17 protein-coding genes are annotated in these 21,254 nt (G+C 59.1%); 12 read left to right on the top strand and 5 right to left on the bottom strand.

Translation table 11 applies throughout. From position 1 onward, the window contains the following. The first annotated feature begins 13 nt into the window (after positions 1 to 13). The gene (locus HF945_RS00210) at positions 14 to 241 is read left to right on the top strand and encodes a serine protease (protein WP_290523787.1); all 228 of its coding nucleotides are present in this window, start codon (positions 14 to 16) and stop codon (positions 239 to 241) included. 317 nt (positions 242 to 558) lie between these two features. Here the strand turns inward: HF945_RS00210 and HF945_RS00215 are convergent, their stop codons facing one another. Continuing rightward, a complete protein-coding gene (locus tag HF945_RS00215; RefSeq protein WP_290523788.1) occupies positions 559 to 2,136 on the bottom strand; it encodes a phospholipase D family protein in 1,578 nt (525 codons plus the stop codon). A 53-nt stretch (positions 2,137 to 2,189) separates the two neighbouring features. Here HF945_RS00215 and HF945_RS00220 point away from each other — a divergent pair, with 53 nt between their 5' ends. Continuing rightward, complete coding sequence (locus HF945_RS00220; protein ID WP_290523789.1) at positions 2,190 to 3,377, top strand: BamA/TamA family outer membrane protein; 1,188 nt, start codon at positions 2,190 to 2,192, stop codon at positions 3,375 to 3,377. 516 nt (positions 3,378 to 3,893) lie between these two features. Here the strand turns inward: HF945_RS00220 and HF945_RS00225 are convergent. Further along, positions 3,894 to 4,205 carry a hypothetical protein gene (locus HF945_RS00225; protein ID WP_290523790.1) on the bottom strand — a complete coding sequence of 104 codons (312 nt, stop codon included), beginning with the start codon at positions 4,203 to 4,205 and terminating at the stop codon, positions 3,894 to 3,896. Positions 4,206 to 4,420: 215 nt separating this feature from the next. Here HF945_RS00225 and HF945_RS00230 point away from each other — a divergent pair, with 215 nt between their 5' ends. Then, positions 4,421 to 4,708 (top strand): hypothetical protein, encoded by a 288-nt coding sequence (locus HF945_RS00230; protein ID WP_290523791.1) that lies wholly within the window; start codon positions 4,421 to 4,423, stop codon positions 4,706 to 4,708. Between the two features lie 437 nt (positions 4,709 to 5,145). Further along, entirely contained in the window at positions 5,146 to 5,649 is a 504-nt protein-coding gene (locus HF945_RS00235; protein ID WP_290523792.1) for an N-acetyltransferase, read from the top strand. 140 nt (positions 5,650 to 5,789) lie between these two features. On the opposite strand, the gene nhaD is transcribed toward HF945_RS00235, so the two are convergent. Beyond that, on the bottom strand, positions 5,790 to 7,019 hold the full coding sequence (gene nhaD / locus HF945_RS00240; protein WP_290523793.1) for a sodium:proton antiporter NhaD: 1,230 nt from the start codon (positions 7,017 to 7,019) through the stop codon (positions 5,790 to 5,792). Between the two features lie 269 nt (positions 7,020 to 7,288). On the opposite strand from nhaD, the gene HF945_RS00245 reads away from it, so the two are divergent. From HF945_RS00245 to HF945_RS00260, 4 genes are all read left to right on the top strand, one after another. Further along, positions 7,289 to 8,569, top strand: coding sequence for an imelysin family protein (locus tag HF945_RS00245; protein WP_290523794.1), 1,281 nt, complete (start codon positions 7,289 to 7,291; stop codon positions 8,567 to 8,569). A gap of 115 nt (positions 8,570 to 8,684) precedes the next feature. Beyond that, entirely contained in the window at positions 8,685 to 10,085 is a 1,401-nt protein-coding gene (locus tag HF945_RS00250; RefSeq protein WP_290523795.1) for a di-heme oxidoredictase family protein, read from the top strand. Positions 10,086 to 10,113: 28 nt separating this feature from the next. Beyond that, complete coding sequence (locus HF945_RS00255; RefSeq protein WP_290523796.1) at positions 10,114 to 11,136, top strand: imelysin family protein; 1,023 nt, start codon at positions 10,114 to 10,116, stop codon at positions 11,134 to 11,136. 162 nt (positions 11,137 to 11,298) lie between these two features. Continuing rightward, a complete protein-coding gene (locus HF945_RS00260) occupies positions 11,299 to 12,405 on the top strand; it encodes a DUF1513 domain-containing protein (protein ID WP_290523797.1) in 1,107 nt (368 codons plus the stop codon). Between the two features lie 281 nt (positions 12,406 to 12,686). Here HF945_RS00260 and HF945_RS00265 read toward each other — a convergent pair whose 3' ends face one another. Together HF945_RS00265 and HF945_RS00270 are read right to left on the bottom strand one after the other, a co-directional pair. After that, positions 12,687 to 14,138: a protein adenylyltransferase SelO gene (locus HF945_RS00265; RefSeq protein WP_290523798.1), complete on the bottom strand. Its 1,452-nt coding sequence runs from the start codon at positions 14,136 to 14,138 to the stop codon at positions 12,687 to 12,689. Positions 14,139 to 14,319: 181 nt separating this feature from the next. Then, complete coding sequence (locus HF945_RS00270) at positions 14,320 to 15,330, bottom strand: putative solute-binding protein (RefSeq protein ID WP_161319139.1); 1,011 nt, start codon at positions 15,328 to 15,330, stop codon at positions 14,320 to 14,322. Between the two features lie 263 nt (positions 15,331 to 15,593). Between HF945_RS00270 and HF945_RS00275 the strand changes: the two genes are divergently transcribed. The 4 genes from HF945_RS00275 (at position 15,594) to HF945_RS00290 (ending at position 21,241) form a co-directional block, all read left to right on the top strand. Further along, positions 15,594 to 16,967, top strand: a complete 1,374-nt coding sequence (locus tag HF945_RS00275) for a cytochrome ubiquinol oxidase subunit I (RefSeq protein ID WP_290523799.1) — start codon at positions 15,594 to 15,596, stop codon at positions 16,965 to 16,967. Further along, a complete protein-coding gene (locus tag HF945_RS00280; protein ID WP_290523800.1) occupies positions 16,964 to 17,965 on the top strand; it encodes a cytochrome d ubiquinol oxidase subunit II in 1,002 nt (333 codons plus the stop codon). The genes HF945_RS00275 and HF945_RS00280 overlap by 4 nt, the downstream gene beginning before the upstream one ends. Before the next feature lie 138 nt (positions 17,966 to 18,103). Continuing rightward, positions 18,104 to 19,300, top strand: a complete 1,197-nt coding sequence (locus HF945_RS00285; protein WP_290523801.1) for a GGDEF domain-containing protein — start codon at positions 18,104 to 18,106, stop codon at positions 19,298 to 19,300. Between the two features lie 135 nt (positions 19,301 to 19,435). Then, on the top strand, positions 19,436 to 21,241 hold the full coding sequence (locus HF945_RS00290; RefSeq protein ID WP_290523802.1) for an N-acyl-D-glutamate amidohydrolase: 1,806 nt from the start codon (positions 19,436 to 19,438) through the stop codon (positions 21,239 to 21,241). The last annotated feature ends 13 nt before the right edge of the window (positions 21,242 to 21,254 follow it).

Below are 21,254 nucleotides of genomic sequence, written 5' to 3' on the forward strand. Positions count from 1 at the left end.
CAGCAGGAGATGGATGATGAAGGCGGTCGTGATGGTTGCAATGCTGTTGTTGGCGGGCTGTGGGCCGAAACCGGTGGGCGCAGACCGGGATCGTCACGGGTGCCTCGGCTCAGCAGGTTACCAATGGTGCCCGACTATCCAGGAATGTGTGCGTAGCTGGGAGCTGGCTGAGGACCGGGGCCTGGCGAATACTCCCGAGGCGGTAGAAGCCTTTTGTGCCGGGGAGGAGGGGGGAGCGTAGGGAATAACGGCCGTTCGACCGCGATCCGAGCCTCAGCGAGGTAATCAAGTTACGAATTACCAGAAGCGAGTTTCGAAAGGCAAAACCCCAGATCGTGTGCCTGGCACGGTTTTTTATCTTGGACAGGCGTATCTGGAATCCTTGCCTCGCTTAGGCTCGGATCGCGGTCGAACGACCGCTCCTACAGCAGGTTCTAGCGAGTGCTTTCGACGCAAAAAGGCCCGCCCGGTTTACCGGGCGGGCCTTTTTGCGTCAGGCGTCAGGCGTCAGGCGTCAGGCGTCAGGCGTCAGGCGTCAGGCGTCAGGCGTCAGGCGTGCTATATCTGGCTGTCGATGGGCAGCCAGGACAGCAGCCATATCTTGAAGCGGGACCAGGCGGAGGTTTCCGGGTCATGGTCTTCTTCCAGCCGGCCCTGCGCGGTGTCGGCAGTCCAGCGCAGATCTCCTTGATCATCAAATCGCACTGACCAGGCAGAATCCCCGGCGACCCAGCGATCGAAAATGTCACTGAGTTCCTGGTTGATGGCCGGGCTGTCGATCAGCAGGGCGATCTCGGTGTTCTGCAGGATCGAGCGGGCATCCAGGTTCACCGAACCGACCACGGAAAGCCGGTCATCAATGACCATGGTCTTGGCGTGCAGGCTGGCGCGAGAGCGGCCTTTGAACCAGTGCATGCGCTTGTGTTGACCCGCGGTGGAGCGCAGTTCCCAGAGCTCTACCCCGCCTTTCAGCAAAGGCTTGCGATAATCCATGTAGCCGCTGTGGACAATGGCCACATCCGTGGTGCTGAGGGAGTTGGTGAGAATCTGCACGGAAACGTCACGTTCTTCCAGGCTGTTGAACAGCGCCACGCCCTTGTCTCCGGGGACAAAGTAGGCGGTGCTGATCTTCACCCGGTCACGGCTGGATTCCAGAATGGTTTTCAGATCCGCGCCGAGATAGAAGGACGCATGCAGGTCGGCGTGTTCCAGGACTTTCTTGGGAGTGTCCACCAACAGTGATGCGTTCCCCCAGTGGAAGGGCACGTTACCGTCCTTCATTGCCTCACTCAGAGTGCTGGTCCGTAATGCGTTGATAAACTCCGAGTTTTTCTGCTCTTCGAGAAAATCGCTCAGGTTTTGCCGCAGGGTGGCCAGATCCGTGTCGCTGTCCTCCGCGTTGAGCAACAGGTGCACGGGTACGCTGGCGGGGTAGGCCCAGTACTCGTCAAAGCTGCCGCTGGCCGGCGGTACGATGGGGCCGACGGCAAGGATATCGATGTCCTGGAAATCGATATTGGTGCTGGAAAAATACAGGTCCCCCAGATTACGTCCGCCGGTGATGATGGCCACCCCATCTGCCACCATCAGCTTGTTATGCATGCGGTGATTGGTGCGGCTGAACTCCTTGAGAATTTCCCAGTTTCTTGCCGCACCATTGCGTGACGCGACAGGATTGAAGACGCGAATTTCGATGTTGGGGTGTTGATCCAGCCGGGCCACCAACGGGTTGTGAAGTTGTGTGCCCATGTCATCCACCAGCACCCTTACCCGCACGCCACGGTCTGCGGCACTCAGCAGGCGGCTGATGATGATGCGCCCGGTCACATCGTGGGTGAAGATGTAGTACTGCAAGTCCAGGCTGGTTTGGGCGTTTTCGATCAGGGCAATACGGGCCAGAAATGCGGACAGGCCATCGTGCAGAAGGTAGAAGCCGGACTGCCCTTCATGCGCAGCCTCACGGGATCGCAGCCCTGTCACCAGTGGTGAGTCGGTATTCACCAGGGTGGTGCTTTCCGGGCGCTGTTGCGGATCGTAAGGCGGGGCGCTCTGGCAGCCTGAGGCAAAGAGGGTGGATAGAACCAGAATGGCGACAAGTTTTGGCAGTGCGGTCATGGCGCTTGTAGGATAAGTCATCGATGGGGTAATCAAACCTCAGCATGGGCAGGATTACAAACCCGGGAGAGGGTATGGAAAGGAAGCGAATCGGGGCTGCAGTATTGGTCTGTGGGCTGTGGGGGGCGGCGCAGGCGGGCTTCATGGAAGAATACATGACCGACCCGGAAGACGGCATGCCGGATGCCAGCCGTTTTCTGTCAGAGCTTCCCTTTAGCTTCATGCCAGTCCCCGTGGTGATCACCGAGCCCGCCGTGGGCAATGGGCTGGGTGTGGTAGGCGTGTTCTTTCATGAAAGTGAGGAGCAGAAGCAGCAGCGGGTGGAAGGCAATGCGCCGGCTATCCTCCCCAACAACATCAGCATGCTGGGCCTGGCGGCCACCGAGAACGGTACCCGGGCGGCGGCAGCGGGGCATATGGGGTTCTGGCGCAATGACACCATTCGCTACCGGGGCTTTGCGCTGGTGCCAGACCTGAATCTGGATTTCTATAATTTCGGTGGCCGTAATATCGACCAGCCGATTGAATTGAACCTCAAGGGACCGGCCGTCATTCAGGAATTGAAATTCCGGCTGGGAAGCAGTCGCTTGATGGTGGGGATGAGACAAACCTATCGTCAGGTCGAACTGGATCTGGCAGAAGATATCCAGTTGCCCAATCCTCGCCTCGAAGCGGCGGTGAATCGTTTCCTGGATAATCAACTGGGGGAAACCATCCGCACGTCCGGGTTGGGGGTGTTGGCGGAATACGACTCCCGGGACAATCCCATGGCGCCGCTGAACGGACTGTATTACACCGCTAACTATGTCTGGTACGGCGACAGCATTGGCAGTGATGTGAACTATGGCAGCTATACCCTGGAAGGGCTGAATTACTGGAACGTGAACGAGCACTTCAATTTTGCCCTGCGCATGCAGTACGACGGCATTGATGCCGGCGACAGTGCCCGTTTGCCTCCCTATGTGTCCCCTTATGTGGACTTGCGCGGGATTCCGGCGGTGCGCTACCAGGGCAAGTCGGTGGCCCTGGCGGAGGTAGAAGCCACCTGGAAAGCCTCACTGCGTTGGCGTTTCAATTTCTTTGCCGGTGGCGGGCGTGCTGCTGAAAGTGTCAGTGAGCTGTCGGATGCCGAGGTGGCCAATAGTTACGGGGCCGGTTTTCGTTACCTGATGGCACGCCGTTATGGCATGACTATGGGGATCGATGTGGCCCGTGGTCCGGAAGACACCGCCTGGTATATTCAGGCAGGCTCAAGCTGGTAGCTACAAGCTACAAGCTACAAGCTACAAGCTACAAGCTACAAGCTACAAGCTACGCTTGGTCGGATAGAGAAACCCGGAAAAGTTCCCGAGTTTCTGCAATTCTACGAAGCCGCTGTAGGAGTTCCCTTCCAGGGGACGAACCGAGCGACAGCGAGGAACTGAGATGCAGTTGGCGCCTGTCGTCGTTAGAGTCCGTAGGAACGTAGCGTAGCGAAGTAACGCACCGAGTGCGGGGCAGCGAAGCGAATAACCTGCTTGCAGGCGATCCGAGCCAGGGCGAGGTGAAAAGCGTCGAGTTGCGAGTAACGAGTTTCGATAGGCGAAACCAGCAGCATGGAACCTGGAAAGCGGTTTGGATTTTGAGGTTCGATACGCGTTTCTGGAATCCTTGCCTCGCTGTCGCTCGGATCGCCCAGGCAAGCTGGGCTCCTACAGGGGGGAATAGCGAGTGTTTTACCGACGCAAAAGACCCGCCGGGTTACCGGGCGGGCCTTTTACGTCAGGCGTCAGGCCGTCCTATTCTTCGCTGCCTTTGTCCATGTTCTTGCTGGCTTCTTCGGCATCTTCCAATGCCGCGAACTGTTCGGATATCAGGCTGCCGATATCGTTGTTGATGCGGCGAATGGTGTCGTAGACCATGCCAATGGTCTTGCGCTGTTTGTCTTTCAGGGAAGCGGCCTGCTCTTCAAACAGCCCCAGTTTTTCCAGGGCGTCAAATGGCAAGCTGGCGATGTGCTGGTGCACGTCTTCCACGGTGGTGGCGCCATCATCGACGGCCTCCTGAATCATGTCTTTGAGCAATTCTGCCCGCTGTACGGCTTTTTTCATGGTTGTCCTGCTGTTGTGCGTATTCTGGTGGCTAACTGCGAATGTAGCGGAAAGTGGATGGATCAACCATACGTGGAATTGTGAGAAAAATTGTTGATCCATGACCGATTGTCAGACGGAGGCCGCCATTACTGGTGCCAGAGTTGACCTCGGTAAACAAATCGCGGCAACCTGAGCCTGGCAGCCTCTGAATCCTGATCGGAACCTGGAGTGCGATGATGGAAGACGTTAAGACAATGATCACCGACATCAAGAGCAAACTTGATGAACTGGAAAACGAACTGCTGCAACTGGAGCAAAAATCGCTGGGTGACAGCGGTGATGTGAACACCGAAGCGGAGCGCCATCGCCTGGCCCTGCAGGAAGTCCTCACCGACATGCAGCAGCGCATTGATGAATACCATGAACTGGCGGACCTGGACGGCACCCATGCCGGCGACAGCTGGAAGCAGATGGATCAGGATCTAAAGGATCTGGACAGCGACCTGTACGGCGCGAACTAGCTACAAGCTACAAGCTACAAGCTACAAGCTACAAGCTACAAGCTACAAGCTACAAGCTACAAGCTACAAGCTACAAGCTACAAGCTACAAGCTACGCTTGATTCGATAGGGAAAGCCGGGAAAGTTCCCGGGGTTTTGAGACAAACGGAAAAGACTTTCAGATCGTTGAGTTCGGCGGTTTGGGAACCTGATCAGCCGCTGTAGGAACGTAGCGAAGCGGAGTAACGCACGCAGTGCGGCCCGAAGGGTGAGCGTAGCGAATAACGGTCGTTCGACCGCGATCCGAGCCTCAGCGAGGTAAGGATTCCAGAAACGCTTTTTCGGCGGCGCCCCGGGCCCTCGCTTCACTTGTAACCTTCGGCGATGGCGCTTCGCTTGAAGCCCCCGTGCTTTTCCGCAAGCCCCCTGGGCACTGGCCTGACGCAAAGGAGTGCTCCATGCCATCCTTCCATCTTCGCACTGAGCAGCCCGGCGATATCCCGGCCATTCACGCCCTCACCGCAGAGGCGTTTGCCAACGTTTCCCACAGCGATCAACGGGAACCCTTTATCGTGGATGCTCTCCGAAACGAGGGAGCTCTCTCCCTTTCGCTGGTGGCGGAACTGGAGGCTGAGCTGGTGGGGCACATCGCCTTCTCCCCGGTGACACTTTCCTGCGGTGCCAGCCACTGGTACGGCCTGGGGCCGGTATCGGTGCTACCGGAATGGCAGGGGAAGGGCGTTGGCAGCCAGCTGGTGCTGGCGGGGCTGGATGCGCTGAAGAAACAGGGTGCCCACGGCTGCGTGCTACTGGGGGATCCGACCTGGTATGAACGCTTCGGCTTTGTCGCCACACCGCTGTTGCGTCTTGCAGGCGTACCGGCTGAATATTTTCAGGCGTTACTGCTCAACGGCACCTGGCCGGATGCGGAAGTTCACTATCACCCGGCGTTTCAGGTTTAAGAGGCAAGCTTCAAGCTACAACGCGAGAAAGTCTTATGTATCATCTATGCCTTTGCCCGCGCCAAAGCATTTGTCCGCGGCACGTTATTTCAACATCTACTGTCTGGGCTCGCGTTGCAGCTTGTAGCTTGTAGCTTTTATTACAGCAACGTCCCCAGGCCCAATACCGCCACAAAGCCCACACTGTACGCCGCCAGCAGATAGCCGAAGTAGCGCAGGTAGGAGCCAAATGTGAGGGCTTCCACCTTGCTCATGGCGATCACGCCGGCGGCGGAACCAATCACCAGCAAGGCACCGCCAACCCCCACCGAATAGGTCAGTGACAGCCATTCTGGCAGGGTCATCTCAATACCGGAATTGAGCAGGGCGGCGGTCAGTGGCACGTTGTCGAACAGGGCCGAGGCCATGCCCACGACGAAGTTGGCGGCTACCGGGGGCATCACTTCGTAGAGTGCCGGGAAGTAGGCCAGCATGCCCAGTTCCTTGAGCATGCCCACCAGTAACAATACGCCAAGGAAAAACAGCAGGGTGTCGAATTCGATCTTGCGGATGTATTCCAGAACCGGTTCATCCTTGTTCATGAATTGTACCACCATGAACATCAGTGACAGACCGAACAGAAAGCTCAGCACCGGCGGGATGCCAAACGCCACATTGGCGGCAATGGTGCCGAGGATGGTGGCAAAAAACAGCAGGGCGATGACCTTGTCACCCCGGTCGATGACCCGGGCCTGTTTCTTGATGTGCAGTTCGCCATCGAGTCCCAGCGACAGCAGGCCCGCCAGTACGGCCACCGCAGCGCCCGCGGGAAGGCTGAGTAGCAGCAGATCCGGAATGGCCACCTTGCCAGCCAGGAAAATCATCAGGGTGGTGACATCACCGGTAATCAACGCGGTTCCCCCGGCATTCACCGAGAACACCACCAGCACCAGATAACGCATCATTTTCCGGGCCGGCAGGTCCAGGTTCATCAATACGGCAATACACACCAAGGTGGCGGTAATGTTGTCCGCCATGGAGGAGAACAGAAAGGCGAACAGCCCGGTGAGCAGCATCAGTTTGCGTTCACTGATCCGCGCTGGCAGCAGCCGGTTGACCATGTTGTCGATGATGCCCTTGCCGGACAGGTACGCCACGAAGGTCATGGCGGCCATCAGGAACAGCCACAGGGTGGCGATGTCCAGCAGGTTTTCATTCAGGCTGTCCATCAGCTCGGCATGGCTGAGGTGTGAGGGTGGAGCAATGAAGAACAACAGCCAGGCAAAGGATCCGAAAAACAAGGTGGTCTTGGCTTTGTCGATATGCACGATGTCTTCAATGACGATGGACACAAAGCCCAGAGATACCAGAATGAGGAGCACAGTAGTCATAAGGTTGTCTCGCAGAGTGAGGGCGGACAGGACCGCGACAGCGTTTGCTGCGAGCTGCATTCTAGGCCTGATATGAACTGCGTTCACCATGGAAACCTGATGTATCCCCCTTTTTACCCCCGGAATTGCCGGACAACAGCCCCGAATCGGTGTTTTTTTGCCGTTATCCCTTTAAAATAATGAGAATAATTCGCATTATTGTGTTTTTGGGTAGTCCGGTTGTCCGGGAAGCCCTGCTTTGCTGTCGAGTATCAAATTGAGGAAACCCTATGTTGACCCGTGTTGCTGCCGGAGGGCTGCTGCTGTCCTCCCTGTGGATTGCCGGTTGTAGTGATGAGCCCCCCGCCGCCCCTGCTGCCCCCTATGACGAAGCGCAGGCCCGGCAGGTGGTCAGCCATTACGGCGAGTTGGCCCTGGCGGTGTACAGCGATGCGTTGGCCCAGGCGAAGTCGCTGCAGTCGGCCATTGATGCCTTGCTGGCAGATCCCTCTGCCGAGACCCTGGCTGCCGCCCGTGAAGCCTGGAAGGTCGCACGGGTTCCCTACATGCAGACCGAAGTGTTCCGGTTTGGCAACCGGGTGGTGGACGAATGGGAAGGGCAGGTGAATGCCTGGCCTCTGGATGAAGGGCTGATCGATTATGTGGATGACAGCTATCAGGCGGTGATGGGCAACCCGGGCGCCCGTGCCAACATCATTGCCAGCGAGTCGCTGACGATCGGTGAGCAGACCCTGGACCTGAGCAATCTGAACGGCGAGTTGCTGGCCAGCCTCAATGAACTGGGCGGTTCGGAGGTCAACGTGGCCACCGGTTACCACGCCATCGAATTTCTCCTCTGGGGGCAGGATCTCAACGGCACCGATGCGGGTGCCGGGCAGCGCCCTGCGACGGATTTCGCCACCGACGGCACTGCCACTGGCGGCCATAACGAGCGTCGCCGGGCTTACCTCAAGGCGGTGACCGAGTTGTTGATCGAGGATCTGGAGTTCATGGTGGCCCAGTGGCAACCGGGGGCAGACAACTACCGCGCCGAACTGGAAGCGGATGATCCCAGGAACGGGTTGCGCAAGATGCTGTTCGGCATGGGCAGCCTGTCCCTGGGCGAGCTGGCCGGTGAACGGATGAAGGTGGCCCTGGCGGCGCACTCGCCGGAAGATGAGCATGATTGCTTCAGTGACAACACGCACTTCTCCCACTTTTACAACGGCAAGGGCATTCGCAATATCTATCTGGGCGAATACCAGCGGGTGAATGGTGAGACGCTGAATGGCCCGTCGTTGAGTGATCTGGTGATGGCCAATGACCCGGAGGCGGACCAGGCGCTCAAGCAGGAGCTGCAGGCATCGGAAGCTGCCCTGCAGGTGCTGGTGGACAATGCGGCCAATGGTACACACTTTGATCAGCTGATCGCCCCGGGCAATGCCGAGGGCGCGGCTGTAATCAACGGTGCCATCAATGCCCTGGTGGAGCAGACCGGGGGTATCGAAAAGGCCGCCCTGGTTCTGGATATCAAGGCGCTCAATCCTGACACGGCTGATCACCAGTTCTGAAATTGATTCTGGTTAACTGGTAAGATGACGCCGCCCATCCAGGCGGCGTTTTACTTGCCGCCGGGAAATGGTGCCGCCGTCACGTGGCTTTTGTCATTCTGGAAGGATACTTGCCTTGCGTTATACCTTGTTGTCTCTCTCCCTTGCCGGCTTGCTGGTCGGTTGTGATACCGGCCCGACCTTTACCCAGGCGGAACCCGGAGAGCACCTGTCCGCGGGTGAGGGTACCGTGACCAAAACGGACCAGAATGCCTTTTCGCTGCCGCTGGCCAATCTTTCTCCCACCCGGCGTCTGGATTTCAGTGTCGGCAACAGCTTCTTCCGCAACCCCTGGGTGATTGCCCCGGCGTCCACCGATGCCCGCGATGGGTTGGGACCGTTGTTCAACACCAACGCCTGTCAGAACTGTCATATCAAGGATGGCCGCGGTCATCCGCCGGGCCCGGAGGCCAAGCAGGCAGTGTCCATGCTGGTACGCCTGTCGGTGCCTGCCGGCGAGGGCGATGATCTGACCCGCAGCGGTCTGGTGGCCGAGCCCAACTACGGTGGCCAGTTCCAGGATGCGGCCATTCCCGGGATCGTCCCGGAAGGGCGGGTGCGGGTGGAGTATTCCCCGCTGGTGATGACCTTTGCCGATGGCCACGAGGTGGAATTGCGCAAGCCGCGGCTGACGTTCAGTAATCTGGCCTATGGCGAGATGCACCCGGCCACGCTGTTCTCGGCGCGTATCGCACCGCCGGTGATCGGGCTGGGTTTTCTTGAGGCGATCAGTGACGAGGATCTGCTGGCCAACGAAGACCCGGATGATGCAGACGGTGACGGTATCAGTGGCCGTGCCAACCGGGTGTGGGATCGAGCCAGCGGTACGGTGCAGGTAGGGCGCTTTGGCTGGAAGGCCGGTCAACCCAGCCTGCGTCAGCAGAATGCGGAAGCCTTCGCCAACGACATGGGGCTGACCAGCCATCTGGTGCCCACGGATTCCTGCGCGCCCAGCCAGGAAGATTGCCTTGCCCTGCCGGACGGGGGAACCCCGGAGGTGAGCGACGAGATTCTCGACAACGTGACTTTCTACACCCGCAATCTGGCGGTGCCGGCGCGAAGGAATGTGGATGATCCCCAGGTACTGAAGGGCAAGAGCCTGTTCCATGAAGCCAACTGTCAGGGCTGCCATGTGCCTTCTTTCACCACCTCCGCCGACGCCCCGGAACCGGAGCTGGCCAACCAGACCATTCGCCCCTACACCGATCTGCTGCTGCATGATGTGGGCCCGGGACTGGCGGATGGCCGTCCGGAGTTTCTTGCCAACGGGCAGGAGTGGCGAACCCCGCCGCTGTGGGGAATTGGTCTCACTGAAGCGGTGAACGGCCATACCCAGTTTCTCCACGATGGCCGGGCGCGCAATCTGATGGAAGCCATTCTCTGGCACGGTGGCGAAGCGGCGGCTTCCCGTGACAAGGTTTTGACCTTCGATGCCGAACAGCGTGCTGCGCTGTTGGCGTTCCTTAATTCACTCTGATCTGGCGATCGGCAGAGGAGAAAAGCGAATGCGTGCAGTCTATCTGGTCCTGCTGGCGGTGCTGGTATCCGCGTGCAGTAACCCGCGCGAGGAAGTCACCGTGCAGCTGGCCAATCAGGTACTGTTGCCGGCCCATGAACAGTGGCACGGCAGCAACGGTGCCTTGCGGGTGGCCGCTGAAGGGTTCTGTGCCGGCGAGCTGGACCGACCGGCGCTGGAGCAGTCTTTCTATCGTGCCTTGCAGAGTTGGTCCTACCTGCAGCCGCTAATGGTTGGCCCCATGGCAGAAGGCAACCGTAGCTGGCAGGTCCAGTTCTGGCCGGACAAGCGCAACCTGGTGGCCCGACAGGTGGAAGCGCTGCTGGATGCCTCCAACCCCCTGACCCCGGATGCGCTGGAAAGCGCAAGTGTGGTGGTGCAGGGGCTGACTGCTTTCGAGTACGTGCTGTTTGACGAAACCGTGGCGCTGGCGGACAGCATGGCCCGTTACTGCCCGCTGCTGACCGGTATCGCCCGTCATCAGCAGGCGCTTTCCGGCTCTGTACTGGCCATGTGGGAAGGCCCGGAGGGCATGCTCAAGGCGCTGACCCAGTTCCCCAATGATCGCTATGCCAGTGCCGATGAAGCGTTGGCCAGTATGCTGCGTACCCAAATCACCGCGGTGGATGTGCTCAAGAAGAAACTGGGCGTGCCCATGGGCCGGCTGAACAACGGAGTGCCGCAGCCCTGGCAGGCGGAAGCCTGGCGTAGCCAGCACTCCATCGGCAACCTGCAGGAATCCCTGGCCGGCGCGCGGGCGTTGTGGGAGCGGGTACGGCCGCTGGTGGGCGATGCCGAGCTGGTGACCCGCATTGATGCGGCCTACGAAAACACCGCGCAGAAACTGGCCGGTCTGCCGGACCCGCTGGTGGAGATGGTGCAGGACAAGGCCAGTCTGCCGCGGCTGAAGGTGTTGTACGAATCCATCGATCATCTGGAAAACCTGCAGCAGACCGAGCTGGCCCGGGATCTGGGTATTCAGATTGGTTTCAATGCCAATGATGGGGATTAAGAGCAGTTGCGAGTGACGAGTTTCGAGTTGCGAAAATCCAAGGCGCAAACCTTTCGCCTTCAGCCGTCCCGGGCTTTGCTCTTCGAAACTCGAAACGCGTTATTCGCCCAGGCAAGCTGGGCTCCTACAGGTTTTGGCCGGTTGTCGGCTGGTGGGTAGATCATGACACTGACACGACGACATCTTCTGGGTATGGGCGCGGCATTGGGCGGGGTGGCTGCGCTGGGGGGCTGGTCGCTCTGGCAGGGGCGCGGTCAGTCGCCGTTGTTGCTGTCAGCCCGCAATGATGATGCCGGCCGGCATTACTGTGCCGGCTACTTCCTGGATGGTTCCCGCGCTTTCGCCACCCCGGTGGCGGAGCGCTGCCATGATGTGGCTCGCCACCCGTTTCTTCCCCTGGCGCTGTTTGTGGGCCGACGTCCGTCCCGGGAAAGTTATCTTGTGGATCTGCGTGATGGTCGCCTGTTACAGACCGTGCACAGCCAGCCGCAACGGCATTTTTATGGTCATGCGGTCTTTCACGGTAGCGGCGACTGGCTGTATGCCACTGAAAATGATTTGAGCGAGCCGGGTCGTGGCGTGCTGGGACGTTATCGGCTGGACCGGCAGTCCCTGCAGTTGATTCATGAAGGCGAAGTGCCTACCCATGGGGTGGGGCCGCACCAGCTGGCCTGGATGCCGGACGGCGAATCCCTGGTGGTGGCCAACGGTGGCATTCGCACCGAAGGCAGCCGCGAAAAAACCAATCTGGACAGCATGGCACCCAGCCTGGTGATCATGGATCGGCAGGGTGAGCTTCTCAGCAAGGAAACCCTGCAGCATCAGCAGAGCAGTATTCGGCATCTGGCGGTGGCGGACGATGGCACGGTGGTCACTGGCCAGCAATATCAGGGCGAGGCCTGGGAATCGGTGCCGTTGCTGGCGGTGAAGCGTCCCGGTCAGCCCTATCAACCCTTTCCGGTGGCGGCGTCCCAGTTGGCCATGATGGACCAGTATACCGCCAGTATTGCCATCCACAGCCGCCGTCGGCAGGTGGCCATGACGGCGCCGAGGGGCAACCGCTTCTTCGTCTGGGATCTGGATACTGCCGCTACCCTGATAGAGGTGCCCATGGCCGATTGCGCGGGTGTGGGGGTGGTGGATGACGGCTTTGCCGTCACCTCCGGGCAGGGACGTTGCCGTTACTTCGGTTACCGGGATGGCCAGCAAGCCAGCCACTGGCTGGACCTGCCCGGTGGCTGGTGGGATAACCACCTGCGGCTGGGCTGAGAGCTACAAGCTACGAGCTACGAGCTACGAGCTACGAGCTACGAGCTACGAGCTACGAGCTTGATTGGATAGGCAAACCCGAAATAGTTCCCGGGATTCCTGCATTTCTACGAAGCCGCTGTAGGAGCACCACTTGAGGTGCGAACCGAGCGACAGCGAGGAACTGAGACGCAGCTGGCACAGGTCTTTGTTAGAACCTGTAGGAGCGAGCCTGCAAGCGATCCGAGCCCAGGCGAGGCAAGGATTCCAGAAACGCATTTCAACTCCTCTCTGCGGAATCGTCACGTCCCACAAAACGTGGCGCACACCACCTCATCCTCTTTCGGCGGTTGCACATAAGGGTCCTCTGCATCGCGATCCGCGTAAGGATCGCTCAGTGCGGCCAGCAGACGGTTAACCACACTGAGGTCGCCGTCTTCTTCTGCGGCCTGTAACGCCTTTTCCACCTGATGGTTGCGGGGAATGATAGCCGGGTTGTTCTGTCGCATCCGTGCCCAGCTGTCATCAACGTTGCCTTCGTGTTCCAGGCGCGCCAGCCAGCGTGCATGCCAGCTGGCAAAGGCATCATTGTTGTAAGCCTGGCCCTGCGGTTGTTGCCCGCCAATCAGCAGGCGAAAAGTATTGGTGTAATCCGCCTTGTGTAACTGCATCAGGGAGAGCAGATCCGTGATCAGGCTTTCATCTTCTGCCTGCTTGCCTGTCAGCCCCAGCTTGTTTCGCATCATGGCCAGCCAGCTCGCATCATAGGTGCTGCTCCAGCCCTTGAGTCGCTCGGTGGCCATCTCGATGGCGCGGTCTACATCGTCATCCATGCGGCTGAGCAGGGTTTCTGCAAAGCGGGTCAGGTTCCACTGGGTGATTGCCGGCTGGTTGCCAAACGCATAGCGGCTCTGGCGATCAATGGAGCTGAATACGGTGTCCTGGTCGTAACGATCCATGAAGGCACAGGGGCCATAGTCGATGGTTTCACCGCTGAGGGTTACGTTGTCTGTATTGAGAACACCATGGATGAAACCCACCCGCATCCAGTGGGTTACCAGGGCGATCTGCTCAGCTATTACTGCGTTCAGCAGCGCCAGCGCCGGGTTGTCGCTGCCCTGCTGGTCCGGGTAGTGGCGGTGCAGGGTGTAGTCTATCAGGGTGTCCATCAGGGCAGGGTCTTGCTGGGCGGCGGCGTACTGGAAGGTGCCCACGCGCAGGTGTGAGGCGGCCACACGGGTAAGGATGGCGCCGGGCAGCGGTTGGTCCCGGTAGACCGGCTCCCCGTTTGCCACCACTGCCAGGCTCCGTGAAGTGGGTATACCCAGGCCATGCATGGCTTCGCTGATGACATATTCCCGGAGCATGGGCCCCAGGGCCGCACGGCCATCGCCGCCGCGGGAAAACGGGGTGCGGCCGCCTCCTTTCAGCTGGATGTCCCGCCGGCGGCCATCCTCTGTGAGGTGCTCACCCAGCAGGATGGCGCGTCCATCCCCGAGCATGGTCAGGTTACCGAACTGGTGGCCGGCATAAGCCTGGGCCAGGGGGGTGCTGCCGGGAATCTCCGTGTTGCCGCTGAACCAGTCTGGCTGTTGGGCCAGGGCATCTGCGTCCAACCCCAATTCATCGGCCAGGGCGTGGTTGAACAGCACCATGTCCGGCTTGGCCACAGGCTGGGGGGCACTGAGGGAAAACAGGGCCTCGGGCAGCCGGGCGTAGCTGTTATCAAACTGGAAGCCGTAGGTCGGGCTCATGGTGACTCCATCACGTGACTGGGTGCATCAGCGTAACAGAGGGCGGGTGAGCCCCGCAGTGATTTACCGGCGACAATATTTGCCGTTGGCTCGGTGAACAGTGCGGAAAGGGGATTGGTGTGGGGAAAGGGGCAGGGAGGCCCCGGCCACCGGGGAGTGCCGGTGGCCGGAGCGGGTGGGGTTATTCCACCGGGTTGACGCATTCGGCGCGGGACGGTTCCTGCTTGCAGCGTACCTTGCGCAGCAGGCTCATCATGTCCTTGTTGTAAACGCCATCTTTGGTGAGGGCAATGCGGGCCTCGCGCATCATCTGGTCGTAACGCAGCTTGTCGGCCTCGGGGATGCGGATCCACCATTTGTCATCGATTTCGCTGCTGGCGTTGTCGATCAGCTTCATGGCGCGGTCAAACTGGCCAGACATGAATTTGCGGGATTGCTGACCGAAGCCGTCCGGGAAGCGGTCCTTGCGAATGATTACCTGGGCGCTCAGCTGACCGAGGACGTAATCCAGGATGCCGCCGCTGGGGGCCATGCCCTTGTAGAGTTCCAGAGCGGAATAACCCATTACCGGGGCAAAGCAGATATCCACGGAGCCATTGTTGAAGCGGGTAGAGAAGTTGGTGATATCTGACATGACCGGAGACATGCCCACCCGGGAGGCCATGTTGGCCTGGGCGCTATCGTACTCCAGAACGGCGATGGATTTACCGGCCAGCTCTTCCACGGTGTCAATTTCCTTGTCCTTGAGGAACAGGAAGGCCGCGCCGAGGGGGAACACGCCACCCACTTCATAGGGGCCAGACACCAGATGCTGGTCCACTTTGCCACTGGCCAGTACCGCGATCACGGTTTGCATGGCGTCGTAGCTGGGAATGGCGCCGATGGAATCCATGCTGCCGGTGTAGCTGTTGAACTGGCGACCGCGGATGCCGGTGAGAACAGCGGCATCACACTGGTTGGCCTTGAGATCTTCAGAGGCGATCTTTTCGTCAGTGTAGGGCTTGAGTTCCACATCCACCCCCCAGGCCAGGGCGGCGGTCTTGTAGTCTTTCATCATGTTGTAGGTGTCGCCACTGGCGCCGATGATGTCGAATACGCAGAAGGTACGCTCCACCGCCGCGAAAGCGGTACTGCTGAGCGTCAGCGCAGCGGCGGCACTCAATGCCTGAAACACTTTTTTTGTTTTGCTCATGGGACTCTCCCGTTAATTCCGGTACAGATATCGAAGTCGCAGCCAGCGCTGCAAAAAATGATGAAATGCATTTTGTTGGGTGCACAGAAAGGGCGCTGTAGTGTCCTTGTTGTGCGCTATCTAACGAATTGTGTCCTTTGTAGAGGTAGTGTTATTACTGACGCGTTGTTCACGTCTGGCAGAGGGATGGACAATTTGTCATCTGGGCAGCCCGGAAGAGCCTGATAGTATGGTTATATGGATATTCCTTCAGGAGATATGGAATGGAATTTGACCCCTTCCTGCTGGCGCGCTTGCAGTTTGCCGCCAACATCAGTTTTCACATTCTGTTTCCCACCATCACCATTGGTCTGTGCTGGGTGCTGTTCTACTTCCGCCTGCGTTATACCCTGTCCGGCGACAAGGCCTGGGAATACGCCTATTTCTTCTGGGTAAAGATTTTTGCGCTGAGCTTTGCGCTGGGGGTGGTCTCGGGCATCACCATGAGCTTCCAGTTCGGTACCAACTGGCCTGGCTTCATGGAAAGGGCTGGCAACATAGCGGGCCCACTGCTGGGCTATGAGGTGCTCACGGCCTTTTTCCTGGAGGCCTCCTTCCTGGGCATCATGCTGTTCGGCAAGGACAGGGTGTCCAACCGCACGCACTTGATTGCCACGGCGCTGGTGGCGGTGGGCACCTCATTCTCCGCGTTCTGGATCCTGAGCCTGAACTCCTGGATGCAGACGCCCAGCGGTTACCGTATCGAGGACGGGGTGTTCTTTGTGGAGAGCTGGTGGGAAGTGATCTTCAATCCTTCCTTCCCCTATCGCTTTGCGCACATGTTCAATGCCTCCCTGCTCACCGCAGCATTCCTGATCATGGGCGTCAGCGCCTGGCGGGCGCTGAGGCAGGTAGATGGTCCGGCTACCTGGAAGGTCATGCGCACCGGGGCGCTGATGGCTGCTGTGCTGGCGCCGCTGCAGGTGTGGATCGGCGATATGCACGGGTTGAACACACTTGAGCATCAGCCGGCCAAGATCGCCGCCATGGAAGGGGTCTGGGAAACCGAAAGGAATGCCCCCCTGACCCTGTTCGGTTTCCCGGATGAAGACGCTCGCACCACGCACATGGCCATCAAGGTGCCGGGCCTTGCCAGCCTGATTCTGACCCATGAATGGGATGGCGAGCTGAAGGGGTTGAATGAGTTCGAAGGTGATCACCCGCCGGTGGCGCCGGTGTTTTGGTCATTCCGCGTCATGGTCGGGGTGGGCACCTTGATGGTGCTGGTGGGGTGGTGGGCCGTGTGGCGACTGTTCCGTACCCGGGACGAAAGCAGCGCGGCGCACCCGTGGTTATTACGGGCCCTGTCGGTGATGACCTTTTCCGGCTGGGTGGCGGTGCTGGCGGGCTGGTATGTGACCGAGATCGGCCGTCAGCCATGGATCGTGGATGGCTTGCTGCGCACCTCCGAGGTGGTGGCTGATCACAGCAGTGCCACCGTGGCCGGGACCCTGTTTGGCTATGTGCTGCTGTACGCGTTCCTGCTGGTGGCCTATATCGCCGCATTGCGTTATCTGGCCACCAAGCCGGCCCGGTCCCTGTCGTTGTCACCGCAGCAACAGGCCATGGCAGCAGAACGCAGCGAAGGAGACGCATGATGGATCTTGGATACTGGTTGCCGTTGTTTTTTGCCGGGGCCATGGGCCTGGCGCTGTTGATCTACGTAGTGTTGGATGGCTACGACCTGGGCATCGGCATGCTGCTGCCCTTTGCTTCTGATCAGGAAAAGGATGTGATGGTGGCGGCCATCGGGCCGTTCTGGGATGCCAATGAAACCTGGATCGTACTCGGCGTGGGTATCCTGCTGATCGCCTTTCCCCAGGCTCACGGTATCGTGCTGACCTCGCTGTATCTGCCGGTGACCATCATGCTGATGGGGCTGATCTTGCGTGGGGTCTCTTTCGATTTTCGGGTCAAGGCGGGTGATCAACACAAGGCCATGTGGAACCGGCTGTTTGCCATCGGTTCACTGGTGGCCTCGGTGTGCCAGGGCTGGATGCTGGGAGCCTATGTCACCGGCCTCACCGGGGATACCACCAGCACCCTGTTTGCGGTGTTGATTGGCCTGGCATTGCCGGCGTTGTACATCATGCTGGGGGCTGCCTGGCTGTTGATCAAAACCGAAGGCGAGCTGTTCCAGAAGGCGGCTCGCTGGGGGCGGTTGGCAGTCTTGCCCATGGGGGCCTTCCTGCTACTGGTGTCTATCGCTACGCCGCTGGTGAGCGAGACCATTGCCGCCAAGTGGTTCACCCTGCCCAACGCCATTGGCCTGATGCCAATTCCCATTGCCACCGGTCTGGCGTATGCCGGGTTGATCTGGATCTTCAACAGCCGACAAATTCTCGATAATGGCTACGGCTGGCTGGCCTTTCTGTCGCTGATCGTGATCTGTGTGCTGGCCAGCATCGGCCTGGCCTACAGCCTGTTCCCGGACGTCGTGCTGGGCCAGTTGTCCATCTGGGAGGCCGCGTCGGCCACAGAGTCCCTGCTCTTTACCTTCTGGGGCGCGGTGATCGCGTTGCCAATGATCCTTGGCTATACCGTCTTCATCTACCGGGTGTTCCGCGGCAAGGCGACCCATCTCAGTTACGAGTGAGGTGGGTCGTCAGGATTCGGCCACGGCATTATCCGACCACTGGTCGCCTGCCAGGTATGGACGTTGTGTGAAGGAGCTTTGCACCGAGTCGAAAGTGTCATAATGATATTATCCGTGTGAACCAGGTCACGAAGAATAATGAAAAAGACACCTGCACGGCTGTTGACGCTATATCGATTGCTGGACTGGAGCGACAGGGACAAATGTTTGCTGTTGTCCGTATTGCTCTGGGGCTATATGGGCCTTGTCTACCTCTGGCACCTGTTTACCGTTCATTTCACCGACTTTGCCCGGCAGTTTGTCTCTGCTGAAGGCGCAGAGGTAATGAATCAGGTGATGATCCTGAATCAGGTTGGTTGGCTGGGGCTGATTGCCTGGGGCAGCCTGTTGCGTCGCCGTGAGCGTCATTCGCGGTACTATCCTGTCGCCTTCATGTCCTTCTTCAGTATCGGGTTTCTCCTGTTGGCCTGGACGGTGGGCTTCTACAGCCCCATGACCGGTATGGTGTTGATGGGTTCCCCCCTGGTGGGATTCATCCTGTTCGGGTTCCCGCAGGTGGCATGGAACTTTGCCTTTTCCGTTCTGGTGGTATTGCTGCTGGCCTGGTTGTCAGTGCTGGAGTACAGCGCCCACGCCATTTATTTTATTACCTACCCCATTACCCGGGAAGTGGTGTCCTATTATTGGGTGGCCAGCACGGTAGCCTTCATGGTGCCCTTCATTGCCACAGTGATCACCCTGATATCCCTGTTGCTGCGGCGCTGGATTTACCGTGAAGCCCAGATTCGTGACCAGGCGGTGCATGACCCCCTGACCGGGTTGGCCAACCGTCGCGAATTGTTCAGGTTGCTGGCGCATGAGTTGGCGCGCGGGCGTCGTAGCGGCTTGCCCATGGCGATCTGCATCATGGACCTTGATCACTTCAAGCGGATCAACGATCAGTATGGTCACGGTGCGGGAGACCGGGTGCTGGTCAAGATGGCAGAGACTCTCAATGCCTGTTTGCGGGAGAGTGATCTGGTGGGGCGAATCGGCGGTGAAGAATTTGTGCTGGTCATGCCGGAGACGGATGCTGACGGTGCGGCCAATGTGCTGGAGCGGTGCCGGGATGCCATTGCATCGACAAAGGTGATACTGGATGACGGCGGTATCCTCCATGTCACTGCCAGTTTTGGTGCCATCATATGGCTGGCGGATGCGGCCGGGCAGACACCACGGTCCGAGGCCCAGTTGCTTTCCCTGGCTGACCAGGCGCTTTATCAGGCCAAGGAGCAGGGGCGCAACCGGGTCCTGTTCTGGCAAGACGCATATCAAACAACAAGCAGTGCTGTCTGATGTCCCGTTTCTGCGGGATGTTGTCTCCAATTGTCCGGGCTTTTCTATCTTCCTTTCTCTTACATTGTTTTCCCTGACACCGATAACAATAACGACCATGCGGGCATCACGGCAGGTCGACCAAAGGGAAAGCACATGCAGCACGTCTACGATATCGTGATCAATCACGGTGAGGTTTTCGATGGGTCCGGCGAGAGCCAGGGGATCAAGCATCTGGGTATCCGCGACGGCCGGGTCGCCCTCATCAGTGAGCAGCCCTTGCCTGCTGATTCCGCCGCACGTTATTACGACGCTACCGGCCAGTGGGTAACGCCCGGATTTATCGAAACGCACAGTCACTACGATGCCGAAGTGATTGCAGCCCCCGCCCTGAAGGAATCGGTTCGCCATGGCGTGACCACGGTAATGATTGGTTCCTGCTCCATCAGCATGGTCAATGCGGCGCCAGAGGATTGCTCTGATCTTTTCACCCGGGTAGAAGCGGTGCCACGGGAACTGGTGTTGCCAGTACTGGAGAAGCGCAAGTACTGGAACGATGCCGCTGGCTATCGCCGGTTCTACGAGCACCATCCGCTGGGCCCCAATGTGGGGTCGTTTATCGGTCATTCAGACCTGCGTGTGGCGGTGATGGGGCTGGAACGCGCCACGTCCGACGTGAAGCCCTCAGAACAGGAATTGCAACGCATGGAGCAGTTGCTGGAAGAGGCCCTGGATGCCGGTTGCGTTGGGTTGTCGCTGATGACCACGCGGCTGGACAAGGTGGACGGGGATCGCGCCTGGTCTCGACCGTTGCCGTCAACGTATGCCCGCTGGAATGAATTCAAGCGTTTGTTCAGGGTGCTGCGGCGACGCAACGGGGTTATGCAGGGCGCTCCCGATGCGGTCAAGAAAGTGAATGTGGTGCGTTTTCTGTGGCAGGCCCACGGCCTGTTTCGTCGCCCGATGAAGTGTTCCATGCTTACGGCCCTGGACCTCAAGTCCAATCCCTGGCTGAACGTGGTCACTCGCCTCAGCGGCTTTCTGGCCAACCGTGTCCTGCGGGGTAATTTTCGCTGGCAGACCCTGCCCGCGCCGTTCACCGTTTATCTCAGTGGCCTCAACGTGAATGCCTTCGAAGAGTTTGCCTCCGGTGAACTGCTGCGCGACTTCAAGGATGAGGATGCCATGTATGCAAAGGTGGATGATCCTGCCTTTCGCAAATTGTTCAAGAAGCATGTGAATGCTCTCTTTACCAAAGGCCTTTGGCATCGGGATTTCAGTGATTGCTGGGTGGTGGACTGTCCGGATGTCGGCTTGATCGGCAAGAACTTTGAGGAAATCGGCAGGACCGAAGGCAAGGATGCGGTGGATGCCTACTTCGATCTGGCAGTGAAGTATCGCAATGCTCTGCGCTGGAAGACCAACTATGGTAATCACCGCCCGGCAGTGGTGCGCAAGCTGCTGGCCAGTCCCCACACCCATGTTGGCTTTGCCGATTCCGGGGCGCATCTGGAATCCATCGCCCAGTACAACTTTCCATTACGCCTGCTGAAATATGTTCGCGATGCGCAGCGCGAGGGTGTGCCTTTCATCAGTGTGGCAGAAGGAGTGCAACAGGTTACCTCCGACCTGGCGGACTGGTTCGGGCTGTCGGCAGGGCGCATCAGCCAGGGGGTGCGGGCCGATGTGGTGATCGTGAATCCACAGGGGCTGGGGGATGAACTGGATGAGGTGCAGTGGGCGCCCATGCCAATCGAAGATGTTGAAATCCAACGGATCGTGAAACGTAATGACGATGCTGTCAGCGCCACCATTATCAACGGACGGGTGGCCTGGGACAGGGAGGGCGGCTTTGATCCGCAACTCGGTGAGACGCAGGTGTTTGGTCGCTACCTGAGCGGAACACATCTGCTGCCGCGGCTCTCCCCGGGCGTGGCCGCCGCCCAGGGTGAACTGTCATAGCCTGCTGGGCATC

Source organism: Alcanivorax sp. (assembly GCF_017794965.1).
GTDB lineage: Bacteria > Pseudomonadota > Gammaproteobacteria > Pseudomonadales > Alcanivoracaceae > Alcanivorax.